The 18,777-nt window shown below is 42.8% G+C and carries 17 protein-coding genes and 1 tRNA gene; 14 read left to right on the forward strand and 4 right to left on the reverse strand.

Going from position 1 to position 18,777, the window contains the following annotated elements; translation table 11 throughout:
* Window positions 1–328: 328 nt before the first annotated feature.
* Together NAZ64_RS12915 and rsuA are read right to left on the reverse strand one after the other, a co-directional pair.
* Window positions 329–1,519: a Bcr/CflA family multidrug efflux MFS transporter gene (locus NAZ64_RS12915; protein WP_000213349.1), complete on the reverse strand. Its 1,191-nt coding sequence runs from the start codon at window positions 1,517–1,519 to the stop codon at window positions 329–331.
* A gap of 27 nt (window positions 1,520–1,546) precedes the next feature.
* Entirely contained in the window at window positions 1,547–2,242 is a 696-nt protein-coding gene (gene rsuA, locus NAZ64_RS12920) for a 16S rRNA pseudouridine(516) synthase RsuA (protein WP_001234836.1), read from the reverse strand.
* A 151-nt stretch (window positions 2,243–2,393) separates the two neighbouring features.
* Between rsuA and radD the strand changes: the two genes are divergently transcribed.
* Together radD and rplY are read left to right on the forward strand one after the other, a co-directional pair.
* A complete protein-coding gene (gene radD / locus NAZ64_RS12925; protein WP_000578121.1) occupies window positions 2,394–4,154 on the forward strand; it encodes a DNA repair helicase RadD in 1,761 nt (586 codons plus the stop codon).
* Window positions 4,155–4,278: 124 nt separating this feature from the next.
* Window positions 4,279–4,563, forward strand: a complete 285-nt coding sequence (gene rplY, locus NAZ64_RS12930) for a 50S ribosomal protein L25 (protein WP_000494192.1) — start codon at window positions 4,279–4,281, stop codon at window positions 4,561–4,563.
* 108 nt (window positions 4,564–4,671) lie between these two features.
* Here the strand turns inward: rplY and NAZ64_RS12935 are convergent, their stop codons facing one another.
* Window positions 4,672–5,292 (reverse strand): hypothetical protein, encoded by a 621-nt coding sequence (locus NAZ64_RS12935; protein WP_000033429.1) that lies wholly within the window; start codon window positions 5,290–5,292, stop codon window positions 4,672–4,674.
* Between the two features lie 27 nt (window positions 5,293–5,319).
* Window positions 5,320–6,327, reverse strand: a complete 1,008-nt coding sequence (gene yejK / locus NAZ64_RS12940; protein WP_079944223.1) for a nucleoid-associated protein YejK — start codon at window positions 6,325–6,327, stop codon at window positions 5,320–5,322.
* A gap of 179 nt (window positions 6,328–6,506) precedes the next feature.
* Here yejK and NAZ64_RS12945 point away from each other — a divergent pair, with 179 nt between their 5' ends.
* The 12 genes from NAZ64_RS12945 (at window position 6,507) to NAZ64_RS13000 (ending at window position 18,774) form a co-directional block, all read left to right on the forward strand.
* The gene (locus tag NAZ64_RS12945; protein WP_001135904.1) at window positions 6,507–6,734 is read left to right on the forward strand and encodes a YejL family protein; all 228 of its coding nucleotides are present in this window, start codon (window positions 6,507–6,509) and stop codon (window positions 6,732–6,734) included.
* A 31-nt stretch (window positions 6,735–6,765) separates the two neighbouring features.
* A complete protein-coding gene (gene yejM / locus NAZ64_RS12950; protein ID WP_115285832.1) occupies window positions 6,766–8,526 on the forward strand; it encodes an LPS biosynthesis-modulating metalloenzyme YejM in 1,761 nt (586 codons plus the stop codon).
* A gap of 73 nt (window positions 8,527–8,599) precedes the next feature.
* A tRNA-Pro gene (locus NAZ64_RS12955) sits at window positions 8,600–8,676 on the forward strand.
* 206 nt (window positions 8,677–8,882) lie between these two features.
* The gene (locus NAZ64_RS12960) at window positions 8,883–10,118 is read left to right on the forward strand and encodes an integrase domain-containing protein (RefSeq protein ID WP_023142849.1); all 1,236 of its coding nucleotides are present in this window, start codon (window positions 8,883–8,885) and stop codon (window positions 10,116–10,118) included.
* Between the two features lie 112 nt (window positions 10,119–10,230).
* Window positions 10,231–11,490 (forward strand): hypothetical protein, encoded by a 1,260-nt coding sequence (locus tag NAZ64_RS12965; RefSeq protein WP_023142848.1) that lies wholly within the window; start codon window positions 10,231–10,233, stop codon window positions 11,488–11,490.
* Between the two features lies 1 nt (window position 11,491).
* Window positions 11,492–12,535, forward strand: coding sequence for a hypothetical protein (locus NAZ64_RS12970; protein WP_023142847.1), 1,044 nt, complete (start codon window positions 11,492–11,494; stop codon window positions 12,533–12,535).
* Window positions 12,536–13,067: 532 nt separating this feature from the next.
* Window positions 13,068–13,232 carry a hypothetical protein gene (locus NAZ64_RS12975; protein WP_023142846.1) on the forward strand — a complete coding sequence of 55 codons (165 nt, stop codon included), beginning with the start codon at window positions 13,068–13,070 and terminating at the stop codon, window positions 13,230–13,232.
* A gap of 76 nt (window positions 13,233–13,308) precedes the next feature.
* Window positions 13,309–15,357, forward strand: coding sequence for a hypothetical protein (locus tag NAZ64_RS12980; RefSeq protein ID WP_483640950.1), 2,049 nt, complete (start codon window positions 13,309–13,311; stop codon window positions 15,355–15,357).
* Window positions 15,358–15,666: 309 nt separating this feature from the next.
* Window positions 15,667–16,425, forward strand: a complete 759-nt coding sequence (locus NAZ64_RS12985) for an ABC-three component system protein (protein WP_000503535.1) — start codon at window positions 15,667–15,669, stop codon at window positions 16,423–16,425.
* Entirely contained in the window at window positions 16,422–16,643 is a 222-nt protein-coding gene (locus tag NAZ64_RS12990) for an ABC-three component system middle component 7 (protein WP_000632589.1), read from the forward strand. Before NAZ64_RS12985 ends, NAZ64_RS12990 begins: the two co-directional genes overlap by 4 nt.
* The gene (locus NAZ64_RS12995) at window positions 16,637–18,253 is read left to right on the forward strand and encodes a hypothetical protein (protein WP_483640951.1); all 1,617 of its coding nucleotides are present in this window, start codon (window positions 16,637–16,639) and stop codon (window positions 18,251–18,253) included. Before NAZ64_RS12990 ends, NAZ64_RS12995 begins: the two co-directional genes overlap by 7 nt.
* 155 nt (window positions 18,254–18,408) lie before the next feature.
* Window positions 18,409–18,774, forward strand: coding sequence for a hypothetical protein (locus NAZ64_RS13000; RefSeq protein WP_023327753.1), 366 nt, complete (start codon window positions 18,409–18,411; stop codon window positions 18,772–18,774).
* Window positions 18,775–18,777: the final 3 nt, after the last annotated feature.

Genomic DNA, 18,777 nt, shown 5'->3' on the forward strand with positions numbered 1-18,777 from the left:
ACAACCCGTCCTTAAACAGATTGCTAACGCCCTTCTCTCCGTCAGTGGCTCTACAGCAAGCGGGAGTTAAAATAGTTTTACCGACGCGGAGATAGCGGCGGGCTATATGTACCCGTTTCTGCGATCTAACTCAACCTTTTTAACTACAATGATGTGACTTTTTACATAAATGGATTTTACATAAAATAAACATAAAGGAGGAAAATGATGAATTGGTAATTGATATACATCAACTATGAAAGCCGTTTGGCTTTGCCATCGTGTAGCGGATAGCGTCCCCCAACGCCGCCTGCGCATTGTTCGGCGCCATTGAGGGACAGCGCGCCCGTCACCGTTTTTTGGGACGGCTGGCGTAGAGATAAAACAGAATGGAACAGGCGGCACAAAGCGCAATCGACCAGATCATCGGCCACGCACTGGTAAAGGTAGCCAGCGACAGCAACGCGCCGACGATAGCGCCAATACCAAAGCGGAAAGTGCCCGCCAACGAAGACGCCGTTCCGGCCATATGCGGAAACTCATCCAAAATGACCGCCATCGCATTGGACGAAACCATCGACACACAGCCGACAAACGCCGCAACGCCGACCACCAGCGCCCAGAATCCAATGCCCATCAGCGCGCTGAAAACCATCCACACCGCCATCGCAAACTGAATCCATAGCCCGGCCCGAAACATGTTTAGCGCCCCTACCCGTCTGACAAAACGGCTGTTGATAATCGTCATCACAAACAGAAATACGATGTTCAACGCGAAGTAGTAGCCGAAATCCTGCGGCGGAACATGATTAATTTCGATATAGACAAACGGCCCCGCGCTTAAAAAAGAGAACATACCGGCAAAACTAAACCCGCTCGCCAGCATATAGCTCAGTACGCGTTTGTGGCGAAACAACGCGGCAAAGTTACCTATTGTGGTACGAATATGAAAAGGCTGACGCCGCTCAACGGGCAGCGTCTCTTTAATCAGAGCAAAGATCATGACTGACGCCAGAATCGCCGCAATGGCCAGTATCCAGAAGATATAGTGCCAGCTTAACCATACCAACACCCAGCCGCCGACAATGGGCGCCATTAAGGGCGCTATCGTAGTGACCAGCATGACAAATGACATCATGCGCGAAAACTCTTCCTTTGGATAAATATCCCGCATCAGCGCATTGATGACGACGCTTGCCGCCGCGGCCGCCAAACCGTGAAAGAAACGCATCACGATCAGTTGATCGATAGTCTGCGCCAACGCACAGGCGACCGCCGCAGCGGCAAATACCAGCGTCCCGCCCAGGATGACCGGCTTACGCCCGAGGCTATCCGCCATCGGTCCATAGATAAGCTGACCCAGCGCAAAACCCAGAATATAGGTGCTGAGCGTCATCTGCGCGCTACCGGCAGGCACGCCGAATTGCGCAGAAATCACCGGCAGCGCTGGAAGATACATATCAATCGACAGCGGCATTAACATGGCCAACAGGCCAAGGATAAAGACAATGGCAAAGGAAGAGTGCTGCCGGGTGGTCACATCGAACTCCTGAATTTAACGAGATAGTTAGCCGACGCTGGCGATTTCTTCTTCAGTCAACGGGCGGTACTCGCCGGGAGCCAGATTCTCATCCAGCGTAATGGCGCCAATCCGTTCGCGGTGCAGTTCCACAACGCGATTGCCTACTGCGGCAAACATCCGCTTCACCTGATGATAACGGCCTTCGCTGATGGTCAGACGAACCTGCACAGGTGTTATCACCTCCAGCGTAGCGGGTTTAGTGAGATCTTTTTCATTATGCAACTGCACGCCTTTCGCAAATTGCGCTGCCGTATCGTCAGCCACCGGCGACTCCAGGGTCACCAGATAGGTTTTTTCACAGTGATGGCGCGGCGACGTAATGCGGTGCGACCACTGACCGTCATCTGTCATTAACACCAGACCGGTAGTATCGATATCCAGACGTCCTGCGGCATGCAGCTTATACGCCACCGGCTCATCCAGGAAATACAGCACCGTTGGATGATCGGGATCATCGGTTGAACAAACGTATCCCTGCGGCTTGTTAAGCATAAAATAGCGTGGCCCGTGTTGCTGCGCTAAGGGATTGCCGTCATACGCAACCGCATGTTCCGGGAGCAGTTTGAAGGCCGCATTTTTAATGATGTCGCCATCGACGGTAACGCGGTTACCACGAATTTCACGCCCGGCAATAGCGCGGCTGACGCCAAGCTGCTGAGCGATAAATTTATCAAGTCGCATGTGTGTGATTTAGCCTGTAATAATACGGAAATCGGGCATTCTACCCGAAAAAAGGGAATTGCTATCCGCTCAGTATAGCGGGCTAACTATATCCCTCAAGGGAAATGATTCATGGCATACTATTCCCGGAACCGTTTAACGTAGTGAGACCATGATTTTTACACTCCGCCCCTACCAGCAAGAAGCCGTAGACGCCACGCTCAGCCACTTTCGCCGCCACCGTACGCCCGCCGTGATTGTTCTGCCGACCGGCGCAGGTAAAAGCCTGGTGATCGCCGAACTGGCGCGCGTCGCCCGCGGACGGGTACTGGTGCTGGCGCATGTGAAAGAGCTGGTCGCGCAGAACCACGCCAAATATTGCGCGCTGGGGCTGGAAGCGGATATTTTCGCCGCCGGACTCAAACGTAAAGAGAGTCAGGGCAAAGTCGTGTTCGGCAGCGTACAGTCGGTGGCGCGTAATCTTGACGCCTTCCAGGAGGAGTTTTCGCTGTTGATTGTCGATGAATGCCACCGCATCGGTGACGATGAAGACAGTCAGTATCAGCAAATCCTCACTCACCTGAGTAAAGTTAATCCTCACTTACGTCTGCTTGGGCTAACCGCCACGCCTTTTCGCCTCGGAAAAGGCTGGATTTATCAATTTCATTATCACGGTATGGTGCGCGGCAACGACAACGCTCTGTTTCGCGACTGTATTTATGAACTGCCGCTGCGCTATATGATTAAACACGGCTATCTGACGCCGCCTGAGCGGCTTGATATGCCAGTGGTCCAATACGATTTCAGCCGCCTGCAGGCCCAAAGCAATGGGCTGTTCAGCGAAGCCGACCTGAACCGCGAGCTGAAAAAGCAGCAGCGGATTACGCCGCACATCATCAGCCAGATTATGGAATTTGCGCAAACGCGCAAAGGCGTGATGATTTTCGCCGCCACGGTCGAACATGCGAAAGAGATTGTCGGTCTGCTTCCGGCGGACGACGCGGCGCTGATTACCGGCGATACGCCAGGGCCCGAGCGCGACGCGCTGATTGATAATTTCAAGGCGCAGCGTTTTCGCTATCTGGTTAACGTCTCGGTGCTGACCACCGGCTTTGACGCCCCACACGTTGATCTCATCGCGATTCTACGTCCCACCGAGTCAGTTAGTCTTTACCAACAAATTGTCGGGCGTGGTCTGCGCCTTGCGCCGGGAAAGACCGATTGCCTGATTCTTGATTACGCAGGCAACCCGCACGACCTGTATGCCCCGGAGGTCGGTAGCCCGAAGGGAAAAAGCGATAACGTCCCTGTCCAGGTATTTTGCCCGGCCTGCGGCTTTGCCAACACCTTCTGGGGGAAAACCACTGCCGACGGCACGCTGATTGAACACTTTGGCCGTCGCTGCCAGGGCTGGTTTGAGGATGACGACGGCCATCGCGAGCAGTGCGATTTTCGCTTTCGCTTCAAAAACTGCCCGCAGTGTAATGCCGAAAACGATATTGCCGCCCGACGCTGCCGGGAATGTGACGCCATTCTGGTCGACCCGGACGATATGTTAAAAGCGGCGCTCAGGCTCAAGGATGCGTTAGTCCTGCGCTGTAGCGGAATGACGATGCAGCATGGGCAGGATGAGAAAGGCGAATGGCTGAAAATCACTTACTATGACGAGGACGGCGCGGATGTCAGTGAGCGCTTCCGCTTGCACACGCCCGCCCAGCGTACCGCTTTCGAACAGCTATTTATTCGCCCGCATACGCGCACGCCTGGCGTTCCTTTACGCTGGATCACGGCGGCGGATATTGTCGCGCAGCAGGCGCTGTTGCGGCATCCCGATTTTGTGGTCGCGCGGATGAAAGGCCAGTACTGGCAGGTGCGTGAAAAAGTGTTCGACTATGAAGGCCGCTTCCGCCGGGCGCACGAATTACGTGGTTAATTGTACTTTTCATTGATGTAACGGCGATTTGAGTATAGAATCCCGCCCGCCTTTGCATACGCAAAGCAGATCACTTACCTGTTGCTGGGTCGCCTGTAGCAGGAATTATTAAAGAGAGATTTAAATGTTTACTATCAACGCAGAAGTACGTAAAGAGCAGGGTAAGGGTGCGAGCCGCCGCCTGCGCGCCGCTAACAAGTTCCCGGCAATCATCTACGGCGGTTCTGAAGCCCCGATTGCTATCGAACTGGACCACGACCAGGTGATGAACATGCAAGCTAAAGCTGAATTCTACAGCGAAGTTCTGACCCTCGTTGTTGACGGTAAAGAAGTAAAAGTTAAAGCTCAGGCTGTACAGCGTCACGCTTACAAACCGAAGCTGACTCACATCGACTTCGTTCGCGCGTAATCGCCTGGAAGTTGAAGAAAAACCCCGCCCCGGCGGGGTTTTTTTATGCGTTTAATTGAATTTGACGACATGCAGAGCAACGAGAACCCACTTTGCTTTTCTGCTTTCTTACACCTCGCCACATTCAATTAGCGCCTCCCCTAATCGAGGATCTGTAGTTTCCGCCGCGGTATTCATACCTTTAAGCCGATTGAATAATGCCCGTTGACGAACGCTGGCACTTTCTGGTTTCCATGGCAAAATTCGTATTGGTATCGTTTGCCCGTCATTCAACGCATCAAATACCTTTTCATTGGTCAGTAAGTCGCCGCAGCTCCATGTCTTGCTATCAAACTGAAAATCAAATAAGACATGGAGCTCCAGTTCATCTACACGCACTTGACGCTTTGCATTATCGATGCGTATTTCCACCTTCTCTTTATGCGTCAAAGTTGCATCAAGATTGAGTCCATACCGTTTCAACTGCCCCTTGTCGTAATAGTAACGTATGCTGGACCAGGTTGATTTAAAAGCAAATCCAGTAATGAATAAACCACTTAACAAGAACAGCGGGCATATGAACAAGCTCAGTAACCAGTTGGCGCCATAAGTATAAAACAGTACCAACGAGAGAACGGTGAACACCATGCCGAGCACCAACATCATCAAAAATGCGACAATGTGCGCATACAAAACCTGCCGAAATAAACTGAAATTAACAGGCGGCTTCTGACGTATTCCTTTACTCACTACGGCGTCCTTTTATGTCGTATGCCTTTATTTCCCGCCCGACGAGCGTCGCTGCAACTGGTCGCGCAGATTCGGCGGCGTCCCTTTGATAGTCAGGGTATCGGTCGCCGGGTCCCAGAAAATCCGCTCGCCCAGCAGCATCGCATCAAAGTTAATCGTTAACCCGCCGCCGCTGCCGGCATATTTGGTTAACTGGCGCAGCGTACTGCGATCCGCCGGAAAGCTCTCTTCCAGCTCATAGCCTTTTTCGGCGGTAAATTCGCTGAAGCTGACTTCACTGACGCCGGAAAGCTCTTTAGATAGCGATTCCAGCTCAATCTCTTCCCCGGCTTGTAATTGCTCGTTGCAATAGCTGTACACCTGCTGGCGCACGTTCTGACGTTCTGCTTTATCCAACTGCGCTTCTGCGGTGAAATCATCCACTGCCTGCAACAGGCCGCGATTCTGCGCTTTGGCGTTCAACCCTTCGCTGGCGCCGAGGAAATCCATAAAGAAGTCAGCGACCTTGCGCCCTACCCGACCTTTCAGGAACGTCAGATAGCGGGTCGATTGCGGATTAGTTTCCCACTCAGTAAGATCGATACGCGCCACGATATCCGCATGATTGATATCAAGATAATGCGTCGGGTTAATGTCCAGATTTTCATTGACCCGCATACTGCTCAGGTTGTTCAGTACCGTAACCAGCAGATACTCCACCGCCAGGTAACGATAATGGCAGAACAATACAATGCCGCCGTCCGCAAAGGGATATTTCGCCAGTTCGTCACGCAGGCGTCCGGTCGCCGCCCGGCTAAAGGCAAGAAAATCTTCTTCCCCCTGACGTTGCAACCGCAGCGCTTGCGCCAGTTCACTCTCTTCGCTAAACAGGCCATACGCCTTATTCTTGGCGCTATAGACCCGATGCAGTTCAGCCACCATCTCGACAACGGTGGTTGTCGGCTCCAGCAATGAATCGCGCAAGACCAGCTCAAGATTTTGCTCATCGCGCTTGATAAGCTGGTGCAGGGCAATCTGGTTGATATCCAGACTCATGATAAACTCTCCTTTAAGACCGGGCGGTATTCAACCACCGCCTGCCGGAAGACGCAAGCAATCGCCCTGCCATTTCAGGCGTTATCCGTAACGCGAATGATTTAGGGGATAAAAATGCAGAAAAAAAACTGTTGCTACGGTAATATGTTGCCCTTTCATGAACAAACAGATTTTGATTTATGCCACAACTCTCCCGCTATAGTGATGAACATGTTGAACAATTGCTGAGCGAACTGCTCAGTGTACTGGAAAAACATAAGGCGCCGACCGATCTTTCCCTGATGGTGCTGGGAAATATGGTCACCAACCTTATCAACACCAGCGTTGCGCCGGCTCAACGCCAGGCGATTGCGAACTCTTTTGCCCGCGCCTTGCAGTCTTCGATTAGCGAAGACAACGCGCACTAAAAAGCCGACTCCGGAGAAACAAGCGACAGGTATGGTAACTCATCGTCAGCGCTACCGTGAAAAAGTCTCCCAGATGGTTAGCTGGGGGCACTGGTTCGCTCTGTTCAATATACTGTTGGCTACGTTGCTCGGCAGCCGTTACCTGTTTGTCGCCGACTGGCCGACAACGCTTGCGGGTCGCATATACTCCTACCTGAGCATTGTCGGGCACTTTAGCTTTCTGGTGTTCGCCACCTATTTGCTTATTCTTTTTCCGCTCACGTTTATCGTGATGTCCCAGCGGCTGATGCGGTTTTTATCAGCCATTCTGGCGACCGCGGGTATGACGTTGTTGCTTATCGACAGCGAAGTCTTTACCCGTTTTCACCTGCATCTTAATCCCATTGTCTGGGAGCTGGTCATCAACCCTGACCAGAACGAAACGGCGCGCGACTGGCAGCTTATGTTTATTAGCGTGCCGGTTATCTTATTGATTGAGATGCTATTTGCGACATGGAGTTGGCAAAAGCTGCGCAGTCTCACGCGCCGCCGCCATTTCGCAAGGCCGCTTGCGGCATTCTTTTTCGTCTCCTTTATCGCGTCGCATCTTATCTACATCTGGGCAGACGCTAATTTTTACCGGCCGATTACCATGCAGCGGGCAAACCTGCCGCTCTCTTATCCGATGACGGCGCGACGTTTTCTTGAAAAACACGGTCTGCTGGATGCGCAGGAATATCAGCGTCGTCTGGTAGAGCAAGGCAATCCGGAAGCGGTCTCCGTACAGTACCCGCTCAGCAATTTGCACTATCGCGATATGGGCACCGGTCAGAATGTGCTGCTCATTACCGTAGACGGCCTGAACTATTCCCGCTTTGAGAAGCAGATGCCGGAGCTGGCTACCTTTGCCGAGCAAAACATCGACTTCACCCGTCACATGAGTTCAGGGAATACCACTGATAACGGTATTTTCGGCCTGTTCTATGGCATATCGCCAGGCTATATGGATGGCGTGTTATCCACCAGAACCCCTGCGGCGCTCATTACCGCGTTGAATCAGCAAGGCTACCAACTGGGACTGTTTTCTTCGGATGGCTTCGCCAGCCCGCTTTACCGTCAGGCATTACTGTCCGATTTCTCGATGCCGACAGCGCAGACGCAGTCTGATGCGCAAACGGCCAGCCAGTGGATAGACTGGCTTGGACGCTACGCACAGGAAGATAACCGCTGGTTCTCATGGGTATCGTTTAACGGTACTAACATTGATGACAGTAATCAGAAGAATTTTGTTAAGCGTTACGCCAGCGCCGCCAGCGACGTGGATGCGCAAATCAATCGGGTTCTGAACGCGCTGCGAGAGGCCGGTAAATTCGACAATACCGTCGTGATCATTACCGCAGGACGCGGCATACCGTTGACGCCGGAAGAAAATCGCTTCGACTGGTCGCAAGGTCATCTGCAAGTACCGCTGGTGATCCACTGGCCGGGGACGCCTGCGCAGCGTATTAATGCGCTTACCGATCATACCGATGTAATGACCACGTTGATGCAACGCCTGTTACATGTCAGCACGCCAGCGAACGAATATTCACAGGGCCAGGACATCTTTACCGTTCCACGTCGTCATAACTGGGTAACGGCGGCAGACGGCAGTACGCTGGCAATCACGACGCCGCAAATGACTCTGGTGCTCAATAATAACGGTCATTATCAGACCTATGACTTACACGGCGAGAAGATCAAAGATCAGAAGCCGCAGCTCAGTCTGCTGCTGCAAGTGCTAACAGAAGAGAAACGTTTTATCGCTAACTGATTAATTATAAATCAGTTAGCACCGTTTCCCCTTGCATTCGCGTTGGAAAGAGGTAGTATTAGCACCCACAAGTCGGCACGTAGCGCAGCCTGGTAGCGCACCGTCATGGGGTGTCGGGGGTCGGAGGTTCAAATCCTCTCGTGCCGACCAAATTTACCCCAACGTTTTGTCTAATGAAGTCCAGACAAGACTATAAAAAACAGAATAAACAGTAGGTTGCACAGACCTTCTGTTTTTCTGTTGTCTAGCAAAGTCCACACTGATACAGTGAAATCCAACATTTTTAGGCATATCTTTAGGCATACAATCCATTGTGTCGTCTGAGCCATATGCCTAACCAGTGATTGGAGAATGATATGGCGCGTCAGACAAAGCCCCTTAACAACACCGAAGTCAAAAATTCCAAAGCGACTGAACGTGCCACTATCCTGTATGACGGGGACGGCTTAGAACTACTGGTTAAGCCCGGTGGCTCAAAACTCTGGCGATTCCGCTATTACAAACCTTTCACTCGCAAACGCGCCATGATTAGCTTTGGTGCTTACCCTGCTGTATCTCTCTCTGAGGCACGTCAACTTCGTGAAGATGCCCGTCTTCTATTGAGCAAAGATATTGATCCACAGGAGCATAAAAGAACCGAACAGTTGCGGCAAAAAAATGCTACTGAGAACACCTTTCAAAAAGTTGCTTCCGAATGGTTCAAAACCAAAGAATCTGCGGGGCTGGCAACCCATACGTTAAACGATATCTGGCGATCTATGAGCAAGTATGTGTTCCCACATATTGGCTCTATACCCATTGCTAACATCACGGCTCAGCAATTCATTGGAGCGTTAGAGCCAACACACGCTGCCGGAAGACTCGAAACGGTTAAACGTCTAAGCCAGCGTATCAATGAAGTTATGGATTACGCCCTCAATTCTGGGCTGGTATCTGTAAACCCCGCAGCACGAATCGGACGAACATTCCATAAACCAAAGGTAAAGCACCGCCCTGCCCTACCTCCAGAGCAACTCCCCCTTTTGATGAAAACATTGGCATTTGCCAGCATCGGACGACAAACCCGCTGTCTCATTGAATGGCAATTATTGACGATGACTCGCCCAGCAGAAGCATCAATGACTCGCTGGGATGAGATCGACTTCGACGCAAAAGAATGGCGTATCCCTGCTGGTCGCATGAAGATGAAGCGTGAGCATATCGTTCCGCTTTCTGAGCAGGCTTTGTCTATTCTGGAAGTGATGAAGCCCATCAGTAAGCATAGAGATTATGTTTTCCCAGGCTACCGTAATCCGCTTGAACCAATGAATAGTCAGACAGCAAACATGGCATTGAAACGTATGGGCTTCAAAGATCTGCTGGTGGCTCATGGTATGAGATCAATCGCTTCAACTATTCTTAACGAGAAAGGATTTCCTCCTGACGTGATTGAAGCTGCGTTAGCTCACATTGATACTAACGAAGTCAGGAGAGCCTACAATCGCTCTCAATACCTTGCACAACGTAGAGAGATGATGAGTTGGTGGGGTAAGCATGTGGAGGCTGTTTCTTATGGTAAAACCAGCATCATTTCAGTTGCTCATCACATTTAGCCTTAAAGAAAAATCTTGTAGTTTACAAACAAGAAACCAATAGTTTAAATTAACGTATAGCCTTATAAATAGTGAACTGGTCAATGAATAAATAATCACAGTGAGATTTGAGATGGATAGTAAAACTAAAGGTGCATGGATAATACATCATACTGGAAAACTTCAGAAAGTAACCTCCCAAGTTAGCTATGAGAACACTTATCTTTCAGGGAAAGCTGGTATTTTATTATCAGCGATTTCAGCAACAAAAGATCTTTCGGTAAGTAATGACAAGCTACTTACTTTAGCACACGCTTCAAATATAACTAAATTTGAATTACCATATTTAATTGACGTTTTAGAAAAACAGGACTTGGTAGAAAAAGGAAAGTCTGGTATTGGTGTCTTAGGTATTACTAATAGTACAATATTAACCCACACATCAAATATATTTGACTCACTCACACCAAATTCAAAAGAACAATCATCTCTTGTGATAGCTGAAAAATCCTCTATAAAGCCGATTTCAGAATCAGAATTAACAGAGGAAATATCAGATCTTTTCAGATTATCTCAAAATGAAATTAAAGGGGTGATGGAAGACAGTGAGGTTATAGGGTTTACTGATGTGGAGAAGTTGGATAAAACAAATAAAATATATTTCAACGGAAATCTTTTCCGACGAGACTCCACTCAAAAAATAAAAGCAGTTCTTGATTCTTTAAACTCTGATGAACAGTCTAAATTAAAAGAAATTGAATTAAAGATCAAATCGGTTGCATGTCTGTCAGTTCAAGAGGTAAAACAAAAACTTGGAGAAAAATTATTCTCAAAAGTTAATTCAATAGGACTTTTTGACGTAAATATTGTTAGCAATAGTAGTGAAACTATCGGATATATTACACTACCCTCAGCTTTTTCAAAATATGGAAACTCATTAATTGAAGATGCTTTCGATTTAGCTAAAGCTTTCTTAAGTTCATTAACATATGGAATGACAAAAAGTTCTTATGCACGAGGCCAGATATCAGCGGTGGAATTATTACTTCAGGCATTAGTTGACGGTCGAGAAGTTGGGCCTGTAAGGGCAATTGGTGAAGATTATAAAGTTTTAGAATTAAAAGGAGTTGTATCGGTCCGAGAAGGGGTTCGTAATGGTCGTCGTGGCCCAATGATGAAGTTGCTCAAACGGGAAATTGGAGAATTAGCTTTACAAGCAATAAAACAAGGCGATATAAGCGAACAATCACTACCTGATCTACCCAGTGCAGTTATCACAAGATATATTGGTCCAGAAGATAATAGAACAGATATAAGAAGAAAGCAGTTGGCACAAAATCCGAATGATACAAATGAAATGATTCAAGCATTGAGAACAGGGAAAGGATACTAATATGAAAAAAGTTAATAAAGGCGAGGTAATGGAAGAATTACTAAGAGATTATTTCATGCAGGCCGGTTATTATGTTGTTAGAGGCGTACCCTTTGTTTATGAAGGGTTTGATATCACTGATATTGATTTATGGCTATATAGTAGAACATCTTCTATTTCGAGAGAAATTACAATTGTTGATATAAAAAATAAAAAAACACCACAGGCAATAGAAAGAATTTTCTGGACTAAAGGTTTAGCTGAAGCAGTTGGTGCCGGTAATGCGATCGTTGCATCAACAGAAAAAAGATCCGAAGTAAAAGATTTCGGACGTAAACTAAACATAACTGTATTAGATGGCAACTTTTTAAGTAAATTACAAAAATCACAAACCCGCTTAGAAATGAGAATATCAGATGAAGAATTGTTTCATTTATTTGATAACTATGGTCTTGGAAAATTAGACGGTGATTGGAAACAACGGATTTTAGATAGCAAAGGTTTATTATCTCAGGGGTTAAATTTCGACAATTGTAATTCATGGATAAATCAAGCCTATTTCTTTCTTGAGCAAATTTTAACCAAACCTAATCAAAAAGAAATTGCTTCTCGTTCATTTTATTATCTTATGTCATTGGTATGTATTGGAATAGATTTTTTGCTAAAAGAACTATCATATCTAACAGTGGATGAAAGAATAGTAAAACTGGCAGATGGGTTTACGTATGGAACTAAGGGTAGAGATGGTATGCGTAAACTTATAGAATTATCTTTATCGTTGGTCGAGCGATTTGCTTACGATGGTAAAATTACAGCTAATCAAATAAGGTCAAATATCAGCACACAATTTGAAATGCTTCCATCTCAAATACTTGGTGAATATTTCTCCAAAAGAGAAGTTTATAAGAACCTTTTTGTGGTGGCAAGAGAGTTAGAAAGCCTGGCAATGAACAAAACATTTAAATCTCATACTGATTCATCTATTGAATTAAAGAGTATGATTTTTTGTTTTCTTGACTACTGGAACGTGCCAAGAAAAAACTTTACTGATGCATTCACTATTTGATAAAGAGGCCTCTTCAATGAGGCTTTAAACTTAACAAAGTAAAATGAATACAATTATATACTTACCCAGCTATGTTCTACAGAACATAGCAATAATCAACCAAGTAATTACTCCCGATTTAATATTTATCTTTTTAAACTCACCCTCAATTAATTCGTCTAATAGTTTATTGTTGTAAGTGTTGGCTTTGTATTCGATATCTGACAGACTGTATTGTTAGAAATGATACTAGCCGTCAAGCTACAGCAAGTCTAAGGCCGTAGTATGTAGATAGCATTGAGAGAATTTCATTGTTGTAATAGAATGAAAGGTACGGACTTTCCAATTTATCAATATAAAACAACATGTTATAGTTTACTCAACAGTCTAAATTTTATTCTATCGATAACTTCTATATAGGTATCTTGAAGCAAATGTAGGTAATACATCTGTCCAAAACTTGGCCAAAGACGTAAGTTAATTAAGTCATTGACAAATTGATAGAAACAGTGTATAACTTGTAGAAATATTGAAGGTGTAAGGAGGTCATTAAATGAGCACATTCGAATTGCTAAAGACTGCAAATGAAATGACTTTTACTAATGAAAAAGTTCTGTTGTTGAAAGAGTATCTTAAGAAAGAAGATAGAAAGTTTGAGCTGGAATCCAAAAAACGTTTGATTGACGAGCAATTACTTTCAAAATCTTACGAAGCCTAAGATCCTATAAAAAAGAGCAATTTATGAATTGCTCTTTTTTTTATTTATATAAGTATGTTAAGGAAAACATTTAATTATGACGCCTTATCTTATTTGTAAATTTGAAAAGCAAACCCTTAGCAATCTTATTAAAGAGTGCTTTGATTCCAAGTTTCCTGATGTATATAATAAAATACAGATTGATTATATATATCGATACTTGAAAGACATAAAATGCAAATCAGTTTTGCTTGAACCTGTTTATATTGATAAAGATTACCTGGAAGACTACAAACAATATTATGTAAAAGGATTTAATAATAAAGGATATAAAACGTCTCGACTCCATTTTTTTTCTACTGAGTTGAGTCATAAAATCCTCGACAAATATTTAGAAGATGGTATTACTTCTGATGAAATAAAAATATTTCAAGAAACTTACCTTGGTTTTATGGTCATCAAACCATTACCTAAAACATTCATTGGGAAAACATGCCTGAAGCCTTATGATAGTTTAATTAATAGTGATGATAAAAAATGCATAACACGTGAGTATTGTGTTGATCTTTTTGGGATACCGCTCAAAGTTGAATCAATTGCTTTCCAAGAACAAGATATGGTAGTAGCAGCATATTCAACTACTGCTGTTTGGTCTTCACTTCACGCCTTAAATTATTGTGATATACGCACAATACCATCTTGCAGCGAAATTACAATTAATGCAATCAACCATATAAATAACTCTCACAATAGCTTCCCAAATACTTCATTAACTACTAAACAAATGTTGAGAACTATAGATGTAGAGAAAATAAAGCATCACCTCTTCAAAGTAGAACAATTAAACAATGAATCTTTTCATGACATTGTTAAAACACATATCGATAGCAAGATCCCACTTTTATTGAGGGGGTCAATTTATGGAATAGCGGAAAATAACAAACATACAAGAAAAAATGATTATACAATTACTATATTAGGCTATAAGGAAAGGAACAAAAGTAAAGCTATATATATTCATGATGACCGATTAGGCCCCTTTGTTAGGGCAAGGTATAAAAAGGTTGATATTGAATCAAAATTTAGCTGGGGATTGATAGTCCAAGAAAAAGATGACCAAACAAGGTGGATGGCTCCCCATGAAGTTTTCATACCTGACATACTAATATCCCTAACACCAAAAAAAGTAAGACTGTCTTGTGATTTTGCCATCAACACTTGTAGTCTAATTCAATTAATATATTTAAAGGTGCTGGAGATCGAGACTTCTAATGTCGATGCCCTTCCAAAGGTTGAATTCTCTATAAAACTAAAGGAAATATCAGAGATTAGGGAAAATTTCTTGAAATATGACTTTAGTAAGAGTAATGCTTTTGAAGCAGAGATACATTGTAAAAAAAGTAGAATTGACTTTTTAACCCAATCATATGCCCGATATCATTGGGTAGCATCATTTAAATTGAATGGCGAAGACGCATTCGATATTTTGTTTGACGCAACAGATATTCCTCAAGGTGATGCCGTATCAGCTATAATATATAAAGATATTTACAATTCCAATGCTATTTTAGATGTAATGAAAATTCTTGCCTCCAATGAGGAAGTACTTCATGATATTCTTAATGAGATTCCATCATATAGAGAAAATAGTTTCCTGCTTTCATTATTTTCTTTCCTGATGACTAAAGAGTATGATTATGCAAGCTATCTGGATGATTCCTATGGAAGATTAAGAGCACCAACTTATCTTAAGCAGGAAGAATATTATGGCGGAAAAATTACAGGCAATAAAACTTCAGAGATTTTCTATGGCCGCAGCCAAAAATCACTTAAAGAGATTACAAAAGATTTAAAAAATAATGTTAGAAGTTCTTTCTTGATCTGGGCTATCACACATGAAGGTGCCTTGGTAATTGGTAAAGAAATAAATAATAATGGTCATCCATCATTAACCGGTTTCAAACCAGCCAGGATTGCAGGCGAATTATTTATTGCAGATAATATCTATTTTATTAACTCTAAGTCTGGTCGCTATAGCAGAGATTATACTAATCCAAACAAGCTTCTTGAAAATGCTATAAAAAAATTCTGCGAAATTTTTCCTGACAATGATCTGTATATAGAAATAGAGCCTTTTAATCCGTAGATTAATCTTAATTGTAAAAGCAAGGGCTAACTTATCGAAGCTACGCTTCACTAAGTTCCCTTGCTTTTCTTCCCTTCGGTTGAAAAGGAAAACAAGTCTATTCTTTGATCACATAGCCGCTTCCCAGCTTCACCATCAGAAAACGAAGACAAAAGAATACAGATTCTTTAAAGAAAGTTAGCCACAGGTTGCAAACCCCGCCACAAACGTGATATTGATCACATTTACAATAATTAAAGCTAAATCCTATTGATGTTATAATAATAAAATATCCACAGAAAGTCATTTCCCCTTCGCAAGGAGTCATTCGTGGGTGAAGAACGCAAGAACATCAATCATAATACGCATATAGTTTTATATGATGAGGTAAGTGGTCTTTGCCCAAAATGCTTTAAACCTTTAATGGTTCAGAATGGCAAACGAAAAATAAAGCTCTATGAAGTAGCACACATATATCCATTTTCCCCTCGTGAAGAGGAAAAGGAATTACTTAAAGATGAGCAACTTCTTTGCGATGATGTTGATAGCGAAGATAATTTAATTGCCTTGTGCAGAGACTGTCATAAGTTGTTCGACAACCCAAGAACGATTGAGGGTTATCGGGAAATGTACGCTATCAAAAAGCAGTTGAGACAAGCAGCACAAATCAAAAACAGCCAATTTAATTTTAAGATTGAAGAAGAGATCAAAGAGATAATTGATATACTATCAACTCTTGAACCAAGTGAGGGTTCTCAATTATCGTACAAAGCTATGAGAGTTGATGATAAAATTCTTCCCGACTCTGGCCCTGCATTCAAGATAAAGGTCAAAGCTCAAGTTGCTTATTTTTACACTGAAATAAAAAAATTATTCCAACAACTCGATCAACGAGTTCCAAACACATCAGAAATAATATTCAACGAAGTTAAAACATACTATTTGATTTTAAAAAGAGAGAATTTATCTCAATCCGAAATATATAACCATTTGATTAATTGGATAAAAACAAACACAAAGGAAACTAATAGTGTAGCCGCCGAAGTTTTGGTGTGTTTTTTCATCCAAAATTGCGAGGTTTACTCATGATTACACCAAGTAAATCTATCTCAATCCAAGATTCAATATTATACAAGATGACAATCATCTTAGAAACTGAGTTTAACGAAATTAAGATTACTGATTTATACGAAAAAACATCAAGCAACTTCTCATCTCTGGACGAATTTGTTTACTCACTCGATTTTTTGTTTATTTTAGAGAAAATCATACTAAACCCAGCTAATGGGACGGTAATAAAATGCTAAAGAACATATACTGTGAAAAATTAATTAGAAAAGAACTGATTTTCAAAAATGGTTTGAATGCCATATTGGGACCTAAAAATGGTGCCAACTCTATCGGTAAATCATCAGTTCTAATGTTAATTGATTATGTTTTTGGTGGTGATGATTTTATCACCCTATGCAAAGACGTTATTTCTCAAGTTGGTCATCTAAACATCGAATTTACTTTTGAATTTGATGGAAAATCCTATCACTTTATAAGAAATACCGAAACCAATAATAGTGTGTTTTTTAGAAATAACGAAGAAAAATTAGAGTGGTCAATTGAAGATTTTAGAATCTTCTTGGCTCAGAAATATGGTTTTTCATCAAACGATCCGTCATTAAGAAATTTAGTTTCCAGATTCACGAGAATTTGGGGAAAAGATAATTACAATCCAAATAAACCTCTTCTACGCTATACAGGGGAAGGATATGCATCTATCAAAGAATTTCTCATTAAGTCCTTCGGCTATTATAACTTAATTGAAGAAATTGAAAAAAAGAAATCCGAAAACGAAGTAAGCAGAAAGAATATTGATATAGCGTTCAAGCAGGGTTTTGTCAAAAAAGTAAATTTAAAAGAATATAGGCAAGCAAAACAAGATTTAAATGTTATCGACAATAAAATTGACACTATAAAAAAAGATCTAGACCTTTTTGCAGCCAACATAAAAGCTATCCTTGATGAAAAAAGCCTAAGTTTAGCCATCGAAAAAGATAAATATCTCAAACAAAAATACTCTCTCGAGAGTAAGTTATTTAGAATTGAAGAAAATATTTCTGATACAAAGCCTATTCCCAAAAGATATTTCAGCAAAGTTGTCGATTTTTTCCCAACTGTTAACATTGATAAACTAAATGAAGTCGAGGGTTTCCATTTATCAATTTCAAAAATCTTGAATGATGAGTTAAAAAAAGAAAAAGAACGCCTTATATTCCAATTAAATGAGATTGATGCTGAAATTAGTATAATCGATCTCAAAATCAAAGAAATAGCTGCATCAGTCGATAGACCAGACGAGATTATTGATGAAGTTTTGTCATTATCTATAAAGAAAAAAGAAGTTGAAGATACGGTTAATTACCGCGAGCGCCAAGATGCTCTTAAACAAGCATCAAGCACTATAAAGGTAGAATTAAAAGAAAAGACAGAAGAAATTCTGTCAAAAATATCTAAATTATTAAACGAGAACCTCAAATTATACAACACAAAATTCTATGGTTCCGACAGAATACCACCACAGATCATTTTCAGTGATACAAATTATATTTTCGAACATCACTCTGACTCTGGGACAGGTAAATCTTATGCGAATATGCTGGCTTTGGATGTGAGCTTTTTACATACAACAAAATTACCCATAGCAATTGAAGATTCCATTGTTTTCAAAAACGTTGAAGTCGCAGCTATAGAAAAAATAGTTAATACATTAAACACTATTGATAAACAAGTTTTTATATCACTCGATCAATTAAATATTTATAGTGAAAAAACAAGATCAACTTTGAGAAAGGCAAGCTTTATGCGTATAAGCAGAAAATACCCTGCATTCAAAGTTTCATGGAACATTCAATCCAACAACAAATAATTATTTATAATGGCCGCCATGTACTAATGTGGTGGCCATTATTATATTGTTTATTACAAAATAACACCTACACATTGACATCCCTCTTGAATCAAATATAAGTAAATAAGAACATAAGGAATATGTTTTTGATAGAAAACACGAAAGGAGTTCGTATGAAAAATACTTTTAATAAAATATATAAAAAAGAATCACCTGAAAGTTTGTTAAGAACACATTGCATCAGTGTTAGATTGAACCATGAAGAACTACAGCTTCTCAATGCAAGGCGTGGAGACAAAAGTAAAGGTGAATGGTTTCGCTTGGCTTTTCTCGATAAGATTCCAGTAGCTGTGCCGCCTATCAACATTGAAGCCTGGAAATCCCTTAGCGAAATTTCACAGAAGCTGAACAAGCTACTTATTCATCTCGAAAGTAAAAGCACTGGTGGTCAGCTTACAAAGACAGAAATCTTCGCAGTGAAGCGCCAGATCTCAGAGCTTCGCTCATGCCTTACCGCTTCAAGCACATCTGTCAGGTAGGTT

The organism is Salmonella sp. A1325 (genome assembly GCF_056991255.1).

Excerpts from the sequence above, each read along its gene's own strand:
- NAZ64_RS12980 (WP_483640950.1), top strand. The coding sequence starts at position 13,309 with ATGACGCCTTATCTTATTTGTAAATTTGAAAAGCAAACCCTTAGCAAT.
- yejM (WP_115285832.1), top strand. The coding sequence starts at position 6,766 with ATGGTAACTCATCGTCAGCGCTACCGTGAAAAAGTCTCCCAGATGGTT.
- rsuA (WP_001234836.1), bottom strand. The coding sequence starts at position 2,242 with ATGCGACTTGATAAATTTATCGCTCAGCAGCTTGGCGTCAGCCGCGCT.
- NAZ64_RS12995 (WP_483640951.1), top strand. The coding sequence starts at position 16,637 with ATGCTAAAGAACATATACTGTGAAAAATTAATTAGAAAAGAACTGATT.
- NAZ64_RS12970 (WP_023142847.1), top strand. The coding sequence starts at position 11,492 with ATGAAAAAAGTTAATAAAGGCGAGGTAATGGAAGAATTACTAAGAGAT.
- NAZ64_RS12960 (WP_023142849.1), top strand. The coding sequence starts at position 8,883 with ATGGCGCGTCAGACAAAGCCCCTTAACAACACCGAAGTCAAAAATTCC.
- NAZ64_RS12975 (WP_023142846.1), top strand. The coding sequence starts at position 13,068 with ATGAGCACATTCGAATTGCTAAAGACTGCAAATGAAATGACTTTTACT.
- NAZ64_RS13000 (WP_023327753.1), top strand. The coding sequence starts at position 18,409 with ATGAAAAATACTTTTAATAAAATATATAAAAAAGAATCACCTGAAAGT.
- NAZ64_RS12990 (WP_000632589.1), top strand. The coding sequence starts at position 16,422 with ATGATTACACCAAGTAAATCTATCTCAATCCAAGATTCAATATTATAC.
- NAZ64_RS12965 (WP_023142848.1), top strand. The coding sequence starts at position 10,231 with ATGGATAGTAAAACTAAAGGTGCATGGATAATACATCATACTGGAAAA.
- yejK (WP_079944223.1), bottom strand. The coding sequence starts at position 6,327 with ATGAGTCTGGATATCAACCAGATTGCCCTGCACCAGCTTATCAAGCGC.
- radD (WP_000578121.1), top strand. The coding sequence starts at position 2,394 with ATGATTTTTACACTCCGCCCCTACCAGCAAGAAGCCGTAGACGCCACG.
- NAZ64_RS12945 (WP_001135904.1), top strand. The coding sequence starts at position 6,507 with ATGCCACAACTCTCCCGCTATAGTGATGAACATGTTGAACAATTGCTG.
- rplY (WP_000494192.1), top strand. The coding sequence starts at position 4,279 with ATGTTTACTATCAACGCAGAAGTACGTAAAGAGCAGGGTAAGGGTGCG.